This is a genomic window from Streptomyces sp. NPDC047981 (genome assembly GCF_040653315.1).
In the GTDB taxonomy this organism is placed as follows: Bacteria; Actinomycetota; Actinomycetes; order Streptomycetales; family Streptomycetaceae; genus Streptomyces.
Map to the genome: position 1 here is coordinate 112252 of NZ_JBEZNQ010000014.1, position 14879 is coordinate 127130.

A 14879-nucleotide genomic window follows, 5' to 3' on the forward strand; every position below is an offset into this window, starting at 1 on the left:
CCGCAGGCGCCGCTACAGCGCGGAGCCGTGAAGGGGTAATCTCAGCACGGACTGAATAAGTTACCGCTTAGTAGCGCCATGCTCAGTAGCCTCGCACTCGCCACACTGGAGAGTGCGGGCGCTCCGCCTCGCAGGCCCGCCCGAGGAGCCCCTCATGCAACTCGCCGCGATCATCGTGTCGATCGCCATCACGGTGGTGGCCGTCGCGCTGTTCGGCCGCGCCACCGCGCAGATCTACCGCTTCGTGATGCTCGGCCAGCCCGTGCCCGCGGGCACGCGCACCGGCGACCCGAAGCAGCGCACCATCACGCTGGTCAAGGAGTTCCTCGGCCACACGCGCATGAACCGCTGGGGCGTCGTCGGCGTGGCGCACTGGTTCGTGGCGGTGGGCTTCTTCTCGCTGCTGCTGACGATCGTCAACGCCTTCGGCCAGCTCTTCCAGGCCGACTGGCTGATCCCGATCATCGGCGACTGGCTGCCGTACGAGATCTTCACCGAGTTCCTCGGCCTGATGACGGTCCTCGGCATCGTGACCCTCATCGTGATCCGGCAGCTCTCCAAGCCGACCAGGGCGGGCCGCAAGTCGCGCTTCGCGGGCTCCAAGACCGGCCAGGCGTACTTCGTCGAGGCCGTCATCCTCATCGTCGGCCTCTGCATCATGACGCTGCGCGCGCTCGAGGGCGTCCAGCACCACGTGACCAGCTGGGAGCCGGGCTTCTTCGCCTCGTACCCGCTGATCGCGCTCCTCGACGGCCTGGACCTCTCCACGATCCAGCAGCTCACCTACTTCTTCGCGGCGCTGAAGATCGTCACGTCCTTCACCTGGATGATCACGGTCTCGCTGAACACGAACATGGGTGTCGCCTGGCACCGCTTCCTCGGCTTCCCGAACATCTGGTTCAAGCGGAACGCCGACGGCTCCACCGCGCTGGGCGCGCTCCAGCCGATGACGACGGGCGGCAAGGAGATCGACTGGGAGGACCCGGCCGAGGACGCCGTCTTCGGTGTCTCCCAGGTCGAGCAGTTCTCCTGGAAGGGCATCCTCGACTTCTCCACCTGCACCGAGTGCGGCCGCTGCCAGTCGCAGTGCCCCGCCTGGAACACGGGCAAGCCGCTCTCCCCCAAGCTCCTGATCATGTCGCTGCGCGACCACGCGCACGCCAAGGCCCCGTACCTGCTGGCCGGCGGCGGCCAGACGATGGAGGGCGAGGAGAAGGCGTCCGAGGAGCAGCTGGCCGGCGTGCCCGCCGCCGCCCTCGCGGAGGCCGAGCGCCCGCTGATCGGCACCGCCGAGGAGAACGGCGTCATCGACCCCGACGTGCTGTGGTCCTGCACCACCTGCGGTGCGTGCGTGGAGCAGTGCCCGGTCGACATCGAGCACATCGACCACATCGTCGACATGCGCCGCTACCAGGTGATGATCGAGTCCGCCTTCCCGTCGGAGGCCGGCACGATGCTCAAGAACCTGGAGAAGAAGGGCAACCCCTGGGGCCTGGCGAAGAAGCAGCGCGTCGAGTGGACCAAGGAGGTCGACTTCGAGGTCCCGATCGTCGGCAAGGACGTCGAGGACCTCACCGAGGTCGACTACCTCTACTGGGTCGGCTGCGCCGGCGCCCTGGAGGACCGCGCCAAGAAGACCACCAAGGCCTTCGCGGAGCTGCTGCACATGGCGGGCGTCAAGTTCGCGATCATGGGCGGCGAGGAGAAGTGCACCGGTGACTCGCCGCGTCGCCTGGGCAACGAGCCGCTCTTCCAGCAGCTCGGCCAGGAGAACGTCGCGATGCTGAACATGGCGTTCGGCGAGGACGACGAGGACGAGTCGACGAAGAAGCCGAAGTCGGCCAAGAAGATCGTCGCGACCTGCCCGCACTGCTTCAACACGATCGCGAACGAGTACCCGCAGCTGGGCGGCGAGTTCGAGGTCATCCACCACACGCAGCTGCTGCAGCACCTCATCGACGAGGGCAAGCTCATCCCGGTGACCCCGGTGGACGGCCTGATCACCTACCACGACCCGTGCTACCTGGGCCGCCACAACAAGGTCTACACGCCGCCGCGCGAGATCATGACGGCCGTCCCGGGCCTGCGCCAGCAGGAGATGCACCGCCACAAGGAGCGCGGCTTCTGCTGCGGCGCCGGTGGCGCGCGGATGTGGATGGAGGAGCGGATCGGCAAGCGCATCAACAACGAGCGCGTCGACGAGGCCCTCTCCCTGAACCCGGACATCGTCTCGACGGCCTGCCCGTTCTGCCTGGTCATGCTCACGGACTCCGTGAACGGCAAGAAGAACGAGGGCAAGGCGAAGGAGTCCGTCCAGGTCGTGGACGTGGCGCAGCTGCTGCTCGAGTCGGTGAAGACGAAGCCGGAGGACGCCGAGGGCACGGCGGACGAGCCGGAGCCGGTGTCGGCGGAGTAGTACCGACACGGACACATCGGAGGAAGGGCCGCCCTGCGCATGCGCGGGGCGGCCCTTCCGCGTTCCGTGTTCCTTGTTCCGTGTTCCGGCTTCCGTCAGCGCTCCTGCTGTTGCCCGCGCCGGTGGTAGAGGGCGAAGCCGAGCCCCGCGGCCCCGAGGGCGGCGAACCCGCCACCGGCGCCGATGAGGGCGGCCTGGCCGGAGAACCCGGCGACGTTCTCGGCCCCGGCCTTCACGGCACCCTTGGGGACGGTGCCCTGGGGGACGAGGTGGGTGGAGGTGGAGGTGACCTTCTCGTCGGCGGCCTTGGTGCGCTTCTTCTGGACCTGGTACTTCTCGACGAGCCGGCCGTGGAAGTCGTACACCCAGCTGTTGCCGCCCTGCTTGGGGGTGTCGATGACGACGAACCTGTACTGCCCCTTGCCCACGACGACGATCTTGTAGGTCCAGCCGTCGTTGGTGGCGGTGGGGTTCTTGAGGTCGAGGGTGCCGAGGTGGTTGCCGTTCGGCATGGAGATCACGGCGCGGGGCCCGTGGGGACCCTTCACGAGCTTGGCGACGAGCCCGTCGGGCAGGGTGATCCGGACGGAGGAGACGACGTTGTGGACGTCCTTCTTCGTGTCGTCCTTCTTCTCCACGTCCTTCTTCTTGTGGTCGGGCTTCGGCTCGGGCTTCGGCTCGGGCTTGGGACCGTCCTCGCCCCAGGAGGTGACGGTGCCGTCGGGCTGGAGGACGACGTGGAGGCCGTTGTTCTGCCCGTACGCGGGGCTGCCGGTGGTGGTGAGGGTGTCGATCAGCGACCCACCGGCCCAGATCTCGGCGGCGTACTGGTCGGTGCCGGTCTGGTAGACCTTGGCGACGGAGCCGTCGGCGAGCTTGAAGGACTTGATGAAGGCACGCTCGACGGGCGGGTCCACCTGCGGCTGCTGCTGGTCGCTACGGTCGCCCTGCCCACTCGGGTCGCTCTGGCTGCTCTGGCCGCTCTGATCACCCTGTTCGGCAGGGTTGTCGGCGGCGAAGGCGCCGGCGGTGGGGAGGGCCAGGGCGGCGATGGTGCCGGTGGCGATCGCTGCGGTACGGATGGTGCGACGGGTGACGCGCATGAGGACCCCTTGAACGCCTGTTCAGTGCGTTTGGCGCGCTTGGCGCCTTTAGTGCGTTTCGTCCTGCAACACCCACAAAGCTACGGATGCGATGTATAGGCCACCCTTCGCCCGTGTAACAGTCGGCCCGGGAAAGCCCCTAGGGGATGTCACAGCTCAGTGGCAGCTACGGGGCTGAGGCACGGACCTCGCGCGTGAACGGGTACGTTCAATGACGTGGCTGGATTCAGGAACGGACGCGGCGGCCGGAACAACAACCGCCCCCCGCAACAACAACCGCAGCAGGCGCCGTACGGGTACAACAACGCGCCTCCGACCCCCCACCACCCGCAGCAGTGGCCCCAGCAGGCCCCGCAGCAGGGCGGCGGCGGGTACGGGGAGCCGGAGTACTTCGGGGACCCGTACGGAGCGCAGCAGCAACACCATCAGCAGCAGCAGTACGCGGCGAACACGCCGGGGCACACGCAGATGTTCAGCGTGAACGAGGACCCCTACGGCGGCGCGGCCACGTACGACGCGGGCGGCGGCGCACCCGTCCCCACGGGCCCCCGGCTGCCCTGGAAGGCCCTGCTGAGCGGCATGGTGCTGCGCCCGGGCCCGACGTTCCTGCAGATGCGCGACCACGCGGTGTGGGGCCCTGCGCTGACGGTCACGTTCCTCTACGGCCTGCTGGCGATCTTCGGCTTCGACAAGGCGCGCGACGAGGCGATCGACGCGCCGCTGTCGATGGCGATCCCGATGATCCTCATGACCGGCGTGGGCTTCGTCGTGGCCGGCCTGATCATGGGCGCGGTGACGCACACCCTCGCCCGGCAGTTGGGCGGCGACGGCAGCTGGCAGCCGACGGTCGGCCTGTCCATGCTGATCATGTCGATCACGGACGCGCCCCGCCTGCTCTTCGCGATGTTCCTCGGCGGCGAGAACGGCCTGGTCCAGGTCCTCGGCTGGCTGACCTGGCTGGCGGCGGGCGCGCTGTTCACGATGATGGTGAGCCGCTCGCACGACCTGCCGTGGCCGAAGGCGCTGGGAGCGTCGGCGATCCAGCTGGTGGCGCTGCTGTCGCTGATCAAGCTGGGCATGCTGTAGCGGCACCCGCACAGACGCACGAAAGGCCCCCGCCGACCAGGGCGGGGGCCTTTGACGTACGCACGGTCACCGCATCAGGCGTCGAGGACCTGGCCCTCGCGGCGCACGACGGGCGGCTCGACGGACCAGGCTGACTTGACTGGATGAACGTGGTAGCGGGACTCTGCTTCAAGACGCAGGGGAGGCCCGTTCATCGTGGCGCGCAAAGTGGGGATCTACACCCGAATCTCTCGGGACGACGAGGGTGACGCGCTCGGCGTCGCTCGGCAGCAGCAGGACTGCGAGCGCCTGGCTGATCTCCGGTCGTGGCAGGCCGTGAAGGTCTACGAGGACAACGACGTCTCGGCGTTCAAGCGCAACGTCGTGCGCGACGAGTTCGAGCTGATGCTGAAGGATCTGCGTGCCGGCCTGATTGACGGCGTCGTCGCGTACGACCTGGACCGGCTTGCCCGACAGCCGCGCGACCTGGAGCGGCTCATCGAGATCTTCGATGAGCGGCCGAAGTCGGAGTTCGCCACCGTCACCAACGACGTGAACCTTGGGACACCGGACGGGCGGACGATGGCCCGCATCATGGTCGCGTTCGCCAACAAGGCGTCGCACGACGCGTCCCGCCGCACGAAGCGCAAGCACCTGGAGTTGGCCCAGCAGGGCAAGGACAGCGGAGGGCCTGCACCGTACGGCTGGCGCAAGGACAATCGGACGAAGGTCGACCCGGAGGCCGCGCGAGCGATTCGCGAGGCCCAACAGGAGATCTTGGCCGGGGTTCGCATCGGCACGATCCGCACCCGCTGGCAGGAACAAGGGCTGGGCAACCCTCGCGCGGGCACGAAGCGCATGGCTCACCACCACGTCGAGCACATCCTGACCAACCCGCGGCTGGTCGGCTACCGGACCTACCACGGCGAGATCCTGACCGGCGATGACGGGGAGCCCGTCAAGGGCGAGTGGGAGCCGATCAACACCCTCGCAGAGTGGGAGGCGGTGTGCGCGGCGATCGCCGAGCGGAAGCAGCAGCGGCCAGGCAAGTCCCTGGCCAGGAAGTACCTGCTCTCAGGAATCGCGCGCTGCGGTCTGTGCAAGACCAAGATCCGGGGTCAGGTCAACGCCCGTTGGAAGCCCGGATCGAAGGCCGCGAAGTTCACATATCAGTGCTCGGTGGTCAACGGCGGATGCGGCAAGGTCGGACGTACCGGTGAGCCCGTGGACAAGCTGATCGCGGAACTCGTCCTCGAAGAGCAGCGCGAGAAGGCAGCCGCGCGAGGGGTCCCCATCGAGCAGCAGTGGCCCGGGGAAGCGGAGTTGGAAGCGGTCCGGACGGACATCGGCCAGCTCTTGGAGGCGGAGAAGTCCAAGCAAATCAGCGTGTCCACCCTGCTCCAGCTCCTTCCCGCGAAGGAACGGGAGCGCGACGAGCTCACGTTGGCGCGAGCGCGCTTCTACAAGGAGCAGAAGCAGGCCGAGGCCCAAGAAGGGGCAGGAGACCTGTCGTTGACCGAGTTCTTCGATCTCCCTATCGAGCGTCAACAGGAGATCGTGTTGCACAGCCTCTCAGCCGTGATGGTCCATCCAGCGGGACGAGGCAGCAGGATCTTTGACCCCTCGCTGATCGAACCCGTCTGGCGGTAGAGCTACGGGCGCCCCTGGAGCAGGCGAGCACGGCGCACCCACTCCTCATCCCGAGCAGGCGCCCGCCGCAGGTGCTTCCGCAGCCACTCCTCCGTGGACATGACCTCTGGACGCTCCTTGGGGTCAGCACTCGACGGCATCCGACTCTCCCCCTTCACGTTCCTCGCGGGCCAGTACGCGGCTGTGCTCGATATCGCGGCGGATGTTGGCGGCGAGCCACGACTCACCGGGGGTGTGGCCGTGGCCGGCGTAGGCCCAGTGGGCGACGACGAGGACGGTGGCCTCGGGGTGTTCGTCGGGGTCGGGCAGGCCGAGCGCGGTGCGTTGTTGCGTGGCGCGGTAGTCGGCGCGGACCTGGCGTAAGGCGCCGAGGGTGGTGGAGTAGCGGCGGGACTTGGTGGAGAAGTGGCCGCGGAAGCCGAGCATGTGAGCCCAGGCCCGAAGCCGCCGGTCCGGGTAGGCAGCGTCGAGGTCCATGCAGGCCTCCATGAGCCGCCGCGGGTGGTCGGGGACTCCGAGAAGGACGAGGGCTTCCTTGTTGCCGACCGGGTGGTCGACGGTGCCGGTCGTTTCGGCCGCCTTGGTGGCGTACTTGGCGACGTAGGAGGCAACGGCCTGTTCGGTCAGTTCCTCGCCGTTCCCGAAGGCGCCGATGGGCTGGACGTCGAGCTGAGTGCCCCACCGCAGCACCCAGTCCTTCACGAAGCCGTAGTCCTCGTTGGCGGGGACGACGACGCGGACGCGGGCGGCCGCGGCCCGGATGGCGTCGGTCAGGAGGTCGAGGGTGGCCCAGGCCGGGGGCGGGGTGTCGGGGCCGTCCGGCCCGTCGAAGCGGACGACCGCGTGGAAGTGGACGGCTCCGCGCTTCTGATACTCGGCGACCTTGCCGAAGGAGACCCGGGACTGCTCGCGGGCGGCTTTCTGCGTGAGGCCGGCGCGGGCAGCGATCTCGCGGCGGAGGTAGATCGTGAAGTACCGCCACAGCTCGGAGGCGTGGTTGTTCCACAGCACCGCGCCCGCGTAGTCGTACGTCTCGGGGTTGAGCGGGGTGCCGAGTTCGGGTGCGTCTTCTGCGTGGTGGACGCCGCAGCGGCAGGGGCGGGTGCCGGGGCGGTTGTGGACGGGGCCGAAGGAGGGGGCGGTGAGGGTGGCGAAGACGCGGGGGTGGTCGCGGATTGTGTCGGGGGTGCCCTTGTCCGGGGCGCCGACGAGTCCGGCGCGGATCAGGTGGTAGGTGTCGCCTGCGTAGGTCCAGGCGCAGGCGGGGCAGCGGGAGGCCCGCCGGTTGCCGCAGGCGACCCGCAGGACCCCGCCGGGTTCGGCATCGGTGGTGTAGGCGTGGAGGACGGTCTTGGTGCCCGGGTCGAGCAACTTCGTGCCGCCACTGAGGCGGATGGGGGCGGCGCATCCTCCGGTGCGGCGGATCTGTTCGTGGAGGCGGTCGAAGCCGGGGGACCCGGCTACCCGGAGCAGATCGCTCAGGGTGGCCGGGTCCAGGCCCGCCGCGGTGGCGGTGTCGGTCACGCGGCCACCTCCAGCAGGGAGGCGAACAGGGCGGTGCCGATGTGCTGGGTGTAGGCCGGGGGGATGCACTCGCGGATGCCGTTCCGGTTCATCCACGGGACGCGCATGTCGTCGCGGGCGTCCTGGACACCGGAGAAGTTGCCGACGTAGTGGGCGAAATGCCCTTCCGCGCGGGGGCGGCCCATCTTGGTCAGGGGTGCGGTGTGGGCTAGGTGGCGGGGCGGGGCGAAGGTGAAACCGCCGCCGGTCTCGAAGAGGCGGTGCCGGTAGGTCCGCATGCCGAACGTGGCAGCGCACAGGGTGACCGGGGTGCGCAGCTCTGCGGAGGCCTCTTCCACGTTCTCGATCACCCAGGGGCGGCCGGTGGCTTCAAGGGCCGTGCGGATTGGTGCGATCAGGTCGGGGTGGTCACGCTTCTGGATGCGCTGGGCGAGGGTGTAGCGCTGGCACGGCGGGGAGGCATGGATGAAGTCGAAGTCCGCTCCGTGCTCGCTGATGAAGTCGAGCGCGTCGGCCTGGACGAACCGGAACGGGTAGCGGGGCTGCGGGGCGAGGTCGACACCGACGACGTCGAAGCCAGCCAGGTGGTAGCCCATGCTGGCTCCGCCCTGGCAGCAGAAGAGGTCCAGCACCTTCAGTCCGTTGGGCAGTGCGGTGCTCATGCGGTGCCTCCGTTGGCGTGTGCGGAGCCGTGGTTGGCGCTCCAGCCGGCGACGAGGGCACCGACCTGAGCGTCTCCCGTGGCGGAGGCGGTGGCGCCGCAGTGGCAGACGGCGGAGGCGGTGGCGGGCTCGGACGGGGAGGGCTTGCTGACGTGCAGCCCGGGGCGTTCCGCCGTGGGGGCGAGGTCGGCCACGACGCTCACCTCCCGGCCGGAGTCGCGAGGGGGCGGGGGGCCGGGCGGGTGCCGGTGCCGTGGCAGGCGGGGCAGTGGGCGGTGATGGTGCGGAGGTGGCCCGCGTGGTCGCGGCCGCCGAGGGTGACGGCGGCGGAGGCGTGGCCGTCGCAGTTCGAGCAGATCCGGGCCGAGGTGTGGTTGGGCTGGGCCATGATGGGTGGGTTCCTTCCGGTTCTGTGGACTGGGCAAGGGGTGCGGCTCCCGGGCGGCGGAGACTTGGCGGTTGAGGCCGCCCGGGGGCCGGTCAGCGGTTGTGCTGGCCGTTGAGGAGCGAGCGCAGGACGACGGCGCAGACGGCGACCGAGACGGCGCTGATCGCGACGGCGAGGAGCAGCGAGACGAGGACGGTGCCGACGATCAGGACGAGTCCGGCGCCGCCGGCGACGACCGTGACGAGACCGGTCGGGGTGAGACGAACGGCGGGCGCCTGAAACCGGGGCGCGGCCGGAACGGGCGCGGGGGCGTGGTCGTGCTGGCAGGACGCCGGCTGGGCGGCCTGGTGGGGCTCGACGTCGGTCGCGGTGGCCGGGTGGGCGGGCGGGGTGACGATGCCGGTCGGGAGAGGGTTGACCGGGACGTGCGGTCGGAGCATGGCGGTTCTCCCTACTTGGTGATCGCGGTGTCGATGGCGGGGGCGAGGAAGCTGTCGGCGAGGAGGTAGCCGCCGAGGAGGATCACGGCGACGAGCCACCAGGGCGGGCGGATGAGCTTGATGCCGAGGGCGCCGACGACGATCAGGGCGAGCCAGAGCGGAACGTCCATGACGCGGTCTCCTTCGCGGTTAGCGGGGCTGGCAGCGGTGGGTGCGGGCGGCGAGCTGGGCGGCGGACTGGTTGGAGTAGTCGGCGGACCAGCCGCACCCGTCGGCGGTGCAGGCGGCGGTGTGCTTGGTGCGGCCGTGGCGGTCGCGGTGGGTGCCGATCTGCACCGGGCCGATCCGCATCACGGAGTGGAAGTGATCGCGAGCGGGCATCAGGCGTTCTCCTTCAGGCGAGTTGGGCGGCGATGGCGTCGGCCATCAGGGGCGGGACACCGAGGCGGGCGCGCAGGGTGTCGGAGTCGATCGGCGAGCCGGTACGGGCGTGGTGGTCGTCGGCGAGCTTCCGGGCGTGGGTGACCAGGGCAGGCGGCACAGCAACCGCAGGCGGTGCGGGTGCCGGGCCCGCAGCAGGTGTCGGCTCCGGGTCGACAGCGGGCAGAGCGGGCGCGGGAACAGGCAGGGGTTCGGCTTCCAGAGAGGCAGTGCCGTCCCGCTCTATGACCGCGTCGACCGGCGCGGGCTCGGCCGTCTCCGTGGTCGGTTGCTCGGACGGGGGTGGGGTGTGGACGAGGAGCGTGCCGCCGAGGAAGGCAAGGGCGGGCCATCCGGCGACGAGGATGCGCAGCCAGTCGGGCACGTCCCCGAGGTCGAGGAGGCCGGCCGTGGCGACGTTCGCGCCGAGCGACGCGGCGAGCGCGACGGCGAACCAGGTCCACGCTGCCCGGGCAGAGGCGCCGGCGGCCCGCAGTGTCCGCAGTCGGCGCCAGGCGGCGACGAGCAGGAGGTCGACGGAGACGGGGTAGGCCCAGGCCTTCCAGCCGGTCTGTCCGGCGGCTGCGGCGAGGTCGTGGAGGTGGGCGAAGGACAGGGCCCCGGCAATCACGGCCTGCACGAGAACGGCGTCCACGCGGACGGGCGAGCGCTTCACGGGGTTCCTCCTTCCAAGGTGGTTGGGGCCAGGACGGGGCGGGGCTCAGGTGGCCGGCCGCCCGGTCCCGGCGGGTCAGGCTTGGCCGGTGCCGAAGCAGGACAGGCACAGGGCGGCCTGCCGGTGTTCGGTGTCGCGGCGCTTGCGGGCGCCAACCTGGACGGTTTCGGCGGTCTCTCCGGTGCCCTTGCAGTCCGGGCACTTCTTCGGCGCGGGCTTCCTGCGAGCGGCCATGGCAGACGCTTCCTTCCGGGTTCAGGCATGGGAGGGGTAGGGACCTGGCGCGAGGAGGTCACGCCAACCGTGGGGCAGGGAAGGGTCAGGCCGGGGCGGGGGCGGTTTCGACCGCCGGGGCCGGGACCTTGACCAGGCTCGGCAGGACGGGCCGGAAGGCCTCCAGGGCCGGGATCTCCGGGGTGCGGTGTGCGTGGGCGTTCGCGATGTTCACGGCGCGACGGAGGGTGAGGTGCGGGGTTCGGATGCGGACCCAGCCCCCGGAGGAGTCACCGGCAACGGCGGTGCCCGGCCGGTCGGTACGGATCTGGATCGTGGCCAGGACAGCGTCCGGGGCGATGTCACCGAAGGCCATGTTCGCGCTGGTCTCGTCGTTGACACGGTGCGCGGTACGGCCGGTGAGCTGGGCCCGGAGCATCGTGATGCCCTTGCCGAGTTCCGAGCCGAAACGCTGACCGCAGATCTCCAGATAGATCCCCGCCGCGCGGCCGAGCTGAGCGAGCCGCACCAGGGCCGTGATGATCCGGTCCCGGCGCTTCTCCTCCTCCTTCGTCGCGAACAGGGCCAGTTCGGCAACCTCATCGACCACGAGGACGATCGGGGTCGGGCGCAGGTGGTCGGGGAGATCCCAGATGTCGGCGGTAATCTCCGCGTCCGGGACGTCAGCGCTCAGCCTCTGCTCGCGGCGGATGAGCTGATAGACGCCGGCCATGTGCTCGACGAGCGCATCGAGGAGTTCGGCAGCGGAGTCGGGGTTGTCGGCCAGAGCGGTGAACCGCCGAGCAAGCGGCGCGAGTTCCACACCCTGCTTGCAGTCGATCCCGACCAGCGCGACATCCATCGTGGCGAGGCCGGCGACGAGGTTGCGCTGATAGACCGACTTCCCGGACTGGGTAGCGCCGACGTTCAGCGCGTGCGGGCTCTGCCGGTAGTCGCGGTAGTAGACCTCCCCGTCCTCCCGCATGGCCACCGGAACCCGCATCACCCCACCACCGGCCACGGCGGGCATCTGCACCCGTTTGAGGACGTCGTAACCGGTCATCCGCAGCTCGACCACACCCGAACGGATCTCGCGGGCAGTGACGTTCTGCATGACGAACGAGTGCCGAAGCCGGTCCGACGCGGCGGAGAAGTCGAACGCGTCCTGCCCCGGCCGCAGCTTCAGTCGCAGCACCAGACCGGTGCGGATTGGCCGGAGCCGCAGGATCCGAGGGGCCCGGGGCTCAGGGATGGGGCGGTTCGAAATCCGGGCGAGCGCGAGGCGGAAGCGGGAGGGCGGGACGGTCAGCCCGCACGCCTCCATGACCGAGGAATACCGGACGAGGACCCGTGCGACGGCGAACGTGATGCCGAAGGTCATCCAGTACCAGGCCGGCCGCTGCCACCGCAGCACCAGCGCCACCGTGGCGACCAGCGCCAACGCGACCGTTAACGCGGTCTCGTTCATGCTCAGGCTCCGGCCGTGAGGGCGACCGCGCGGAACGAGATGCCGTGCCGGGTCTGGCCGTTGAACGTGTTCTCCCAGTCCCGCGCCTTCAGCCCGATCACCGACACCGGCATACCCGGCGCCAAACCCGCCGGGAGACCCGTCTCCGGCACGGTCACCTGGTAGAGGTTGCCCTCCCCCTCGTCCGAGATCAGCAGGCCCACCGTCGAGAGACTCGCACCGGTCTCCCGGTCGACGGCACGCTCACCGGTCTGCTTGCTCACGAGCTTCGGCACGGGGGCCGTGGCCACGAACACCACAGCGGTCGACGTGTCCACCTTGAACGACGGCATGAGTTTCTCCCTCAGAGATGCCAGTAGAAGCCAGATGACCAACTTGGCTAACCTGGTTGGTCACATCTCGAAGTTAGGGGAGATGGCTAGCCATGTCAACAACATGACTGTCATGACTGTCCTGACCTAGCTCACTCGCCTACCATCGACCCATGACCTTCGTCCCCGAGCCCCTAGACCCAGACGACGACCGAGCCCCCTACGAGCAGGTGGCAAGCAGCCTCAGCGCTGCCATCCGGACGAGGCGGCTGGGCCCCGGCGAGAAGCTCCCGTCCCACAAGGAGCTGACGGAGCTGTACGGGTTCGCGCGGGCGACGATCCAGCGCGCGCTACGGGACCTCGAAGACGAAGGACTCGTGGTCTCCCGCAAGGGCAGCGGTGTCTACGTCCGCAACCGGACCGAGAGGCCGGCCGGACTTCGGCCGTACGTTGAACAGGCCTTCGCCAAGGACCACGTCACCATCGACTTCGCCGGTTTCTCCAGCGAGACCCTGCACGGCGCCCTTCAGGAACCGCTCGACAAGATCCGCGTCGGCAGGCTCACCCCGTCGAGCATCAGCATGCGGATACTCGTCCCGGACATGTCCGTGCCGCAGGCCGCGCCCGTGCGCATGGAGGACGGGGCGGACGACAAGCGGCTCCGCGACCGCATGCACGAGATGATGCTCAGCTACACCCGCAGCATCCGGGACGCCATTGCCGAGCTGGGCCACCTAGGTCTCGTGGCCGAGACCGAGATCAACGTGCGCGTCCACAGCGGCACCCAGTTCTTCAAGCTCTACGTGATCAACAACGAGGACGCGTTCTTCGGGTACTACCCGATCCGCCCCAACAAGGTGGTCGCCCAGGGCGAAACGATCGAGATCTACGACCTCGTCGGCAAGGACACCACGCTCTTCCACCACTCGATTAACGACGGCGAAGCCTCCAGCGGAGCGCAGCAGGTGCAACAGGCCCGCATGTGGTTCGACAGCGTCTGGGAGACCATCGGAAGGGACTTCGACCTTGACGCACGCTGACCCGCTCGCCGAGACCCTGGCGAACGCCCGAGTCATCCTCTTCGACTTCGACGGACCCATCTGTGACGTGTTCGCCGGACTGCCGGCGCCGTCGGTCGCCCAAGGACTGACCGCCCTGCTCTCCGCCCAAGATGAAGCCGCGGGCGCGAAGGCCGCGCAGACTGACGACCCGATCGAGGTCCTGCGCATCGCGCACGAAGCCGACACCGAGCTTGGGCAGAAGATCGAGCGGGCCTTGACCGCCGCCGAGGTTCGGGCGGTCGCGGTTGCCGGCAAGCCAACTTCAGGGGCGGTGGAGTCGCTTCAGGCGGCGCGTTCGGCAGGCCGAGGAGTCGCCGTGGTCAGCAACAACTCCACCGACTGCGTACGGACATTCCTGGATCTTCACGGGCTCGGCGAGTACGTCATGGAGATCGTGGGACGCCCCTCCGCGCAGCCGCACCTGATGAAGCCGAACCCGTTCCCGCTCATCACGGCAGCGGAGCAGATGCACGTGGACGTCACGACCTGCACCCTGATCGGCGACTCGCTCACGGACATCCAGGCCGCACACGCAGCCGGCACGACGGTCATCGGTTACGCCAACAAGGCTCACAAGACCAACCTGTTCACCGAAGCGCAGGCCGAAGCCGTCACCCAAGACATGCAGGCAATCGCCGACGCACTCCTCCCAGGACAGGTCTCCTAGCTCACTCTGAGGACATACACGACGGAGTGGTCCGATCCCGGCAGACACGCCGACACGCCGACACGCGCGAACTGCCCGAAAAACGGGACAACACCAGATCTGGTGGTTGGATTGCAGCAGCAGCACAGGAGTTGTGGTCCCCGGTCTGTCGCGGGCGCCCGCATCTCTTATGCTGGTGGTCGCTCCTACGAGTTGCCTCTCAACGTGCTCCGCCATCCGGCGGATGCCCTGGATCCAGGGCCACTTGAGGCAAACCGAGAGGAGCGCGGATGAACAAGGCCGAGCAGCAGGAACAGCAGGACCGGAATCGCCTGAACTGGGGTCAGATTCTGGTCGACTGGGCACCCGTGGTCGCCATGATCATCAAGTGGGTGGTGGAGAACGCCTAGCTTCGGCTTGGCGAAGGAAACCGTGACACCGGACGTACGGCAGCGCTCAGACATGACTGAGCCCGGCCGATGCTTAGACGGCCGGGCTCGGTAGTCATCACCACGCGGCGCGAGGGTCCGAAGCTGGCGGCAACCGGCTCGGGCCCTTCGTCGTGTAGCGCCGACGATGCTTGCTTAAGTCATCGTCGTACCCACACGGTAGCGTACTGGTCAGTGCGCACCCAGATTCGGGGCCGCTTTCGTGCTCCGTTTAGGGGACCTTTCGTGCTCTGTTTCGGAGTTGCTTTCGCGCCAGTCCAGTCGGTAGGGAGCTGTTACAGGTTTCTCTACCTCATCAAGGCACCCGCCGCGCACGGCGCGGCGCGCGCGGCCCGGCGCCCCCGCCGGCCCCCCAGTGAGGCCCCCCCCGCCACCCCCCCCCCCGGC

Annotated in this window: 17 protein-coding genes; 5 read left to right on the top strand and 12 right to left on the bottom strand. The window is 69.0% G+C overall.

What is annotated here, in order from left to right:
- Positions 1-154 precede the first annotated feature (154 nt).
- Positions 155-2416, top strand: a complete 2262-nt coding sequence (locus AB0E14_RS11580) for a (Fe-S)-binding protein (RefSeq protein WP_362415058.1) — start codon at positions 155-157, stop codon at positions 2414-2416.
- 95 nt (positions 2417-2511) lie between these two features.
- Here the strand turns inward: AB0E14_RS11580 and AB0E14_RS11585 are convergent, their stop codons facing one another.
- Complete coding sequence (locus AB0E14_RS11585) at positions 2512-3519, bottom strand: hypothetical protein (RefSeq protein ID WP_362415060.1); 1008 nt, start codon at positions 3517-3519, stop codon at positions 2512-2514.
- Between the two features lie 216 nt (positions 3520-3735).
- Between AB0E14_RS11585 and AB0E14_RS11590 the strand changes: the two genes are divergently transcribed.
- Positions 3736-4605, top strand: coding sequence for a Yip1 family protein (locus AB0E14_RS11590; RefSeq protein WP_362415062.1), 870 nt, complete (start codon positions 3736-3738; stop codon positions 4603-4605).
- 195 nt (positions 4606-4800) lie between these two features.
- Complete coding sequence (locus tag AB0E14_RS11595; RefSeq protein ID WP_362415064.1) at positions 4801-6234, top strand: recombinase family protein; 1434 nt, start codon at positions 4801-4803, stop codon at positions 6232-6234.
- 123 nt (positions 6235-6357) lie between these two features.
- Here AB0E14_RS11595 and repSA read toward each other — a convergent pair whose 3' ends face one another.
- The 11 genes from repSA to AB0E14_RS11650 form a co-directional block, all read right to left on the bottom strand.
- Positions 6358-7758, bottom strand: a complete 1401-nt coding sequence (gene repSA / locus AB0E14_RS11600) for a replication initiator protein RepSA (RefSeq protein ID WP_362415066.1) — start codon at positions 7756-7758, stop codon at positions 6358-6360.
- Positions 7755-8420: an SAM-dependent methyltransferase gene (locus AB0E14_RS11605; protein ID WP_362415068.1), complete on the bottom strand. Its 666-nt coding sequence runs from the start codon at positions 8418-8420 to the stop codon at positions 7755-7757. The genes repSA and AB0E14_RS11605 overlap by 4 nt, the downstream gene beginning before the upstream one ends.
- On the bottom strand, positions 8417-8614 hold the full coding sequence (locus AB0E14_RS11610) for a hypothetical protein (protein ID WP_362415070.1): 198 nt from the start codon (positions 8612-8614) through the stop codon (positions 8417-8419). Before AB0E14_RS11610 ends, AB0E14_RS11605 begins: the two co-directional genes overlap by 4 nt.
- 5 nt (positions 8615-8619) lie before the next feature.
- Positions 8620-8808, bottom strand: a complete 189-nt coding sequence (locus tag AB0E14_RS11615) for a hypothetical protein (protein WP_362415072.1) — start codon at positions 8806-8808, stop codon at positions 8620-8622.
- A 92-nt stretch (positions 8809-8900) separates the two neighbouring features.
- Positions 8901-9248 (bottom strand): SpdD-like protein, encoded by a 348-nt coding sequence (locus AB0E14_RS11620; RefSeq protein WP_362415074.1) that lies wholly within the window; start codon positions 9246-9248, stop codon positions 8901-8903.
- Positions 9249-9259: 11 nt separating this feature from the next.
- Complete coding sequence (locus tag AB0E14_RS11625; RefSeq protein ID WP_362415076.1) at positions 9260-9418, bottom strand: hypothetical protein; 159 nt, start codon at positions 9416-9418, stop codon at positions 9260-9262.
- A gap of 19 nt (positions 9419-9437) precedes the next feature.
- The gene (locus AB0E14_RS11630; RefSeq protein ID WP_362415078.1) at positions 9438-9629 is read right to left on the bottom strand and encodes a mobile element transfer protein; all 192 of its coding nucleotides are present in this window, start codon (positions 9627-9629) and stop codon (positions 9438-9440) included.
- A 13-nt stretch (positions 9630-9642) separates the two neighbouring features.
- Positions 9643-10344 (bottom strand): DUF2637 domain-containing protein, encoded by a 702-nt coding sequence (locus AB0E14_RS11635; protein ID WP_362415080.1) that lies wholly within the window; start codon positions 10342-10344, stop codon positions 9643-9645.
- Positions 10345-10419: 75 nt separating this feature from the next.
- Positions 10420-10578 carry a hypothetical protein gene (locus AB0E14_RS11640; protein WP_362415082.1) on the bottom strand — a complete coding sequence of 53 codons (159 nt, stop codon included), beginning with the start codon at positions 10576-10578 and terminating at the stop codon, positions 10420-10422.
- An 85-nt stretch (positions 10579-10663) separates the two neighbouring features.
- Positions 10664-12025: an FtsK/SpoIIIE domain-containing protein gene (locus AB0E14_RS11645; protein WP_362415084.1), complete on the bottom strand. Its 1362-nt coding sequence runs from the start codon at positions 12023-12025 to the stop codon at positions 10664-10666.
- A gap of 2 nt (positions 12026-12027) precedes the next feature.
- Positions 12028-12357, bottom strand: a complete 330-nt coding sequence (locus tag AB0E14_RS11650; RefSeq protein WP_362415086.1) for a hypothetical protein — start codon at positions 12355-12357, stop codon at positions 12028-12030.
- A gap of 152 nt (positions 12358-12509) precedes the next feature.
- On the opposite strand from AB0E14_RS11650, the gene AB0E14_RS11655 reads away from it, so the two are divergent.
- Together AB0E14_RS11655 and AB0E14_RS11660 are read left to right on the top strand one after the other, a co-directional pair.
- Positions 12510-13376 (top strand): winged helix-turn-helix domain-containing protein, encoded by an 867-nt coding sequence (locus tag AB0E14_RS11655; RefSeq protein WP_362415088.1) that lies wholly within the window; start codon positions 12510-12512, stop codon positions 13374-13376.
- Positions 13363-14064 carry an HAD hydrolase-like protein gene (locus AB0E14_RS11660; protein WP_362415090.1) on the top strand — a complete coding sequence of 234 codons (702 nt, stop codon included), beginning with the start codon at positions 13363-13365 and terminating at the stop codon, positions 14062-14064. The genes AB0E14_RS11655 and AB0E14_RS11660 overlap by 14 nt, the downstream gene beginning before the upstream one ends.
- The last annotated feature ends 815 nt before the right edge of the window (positions 14065-14879 follow it).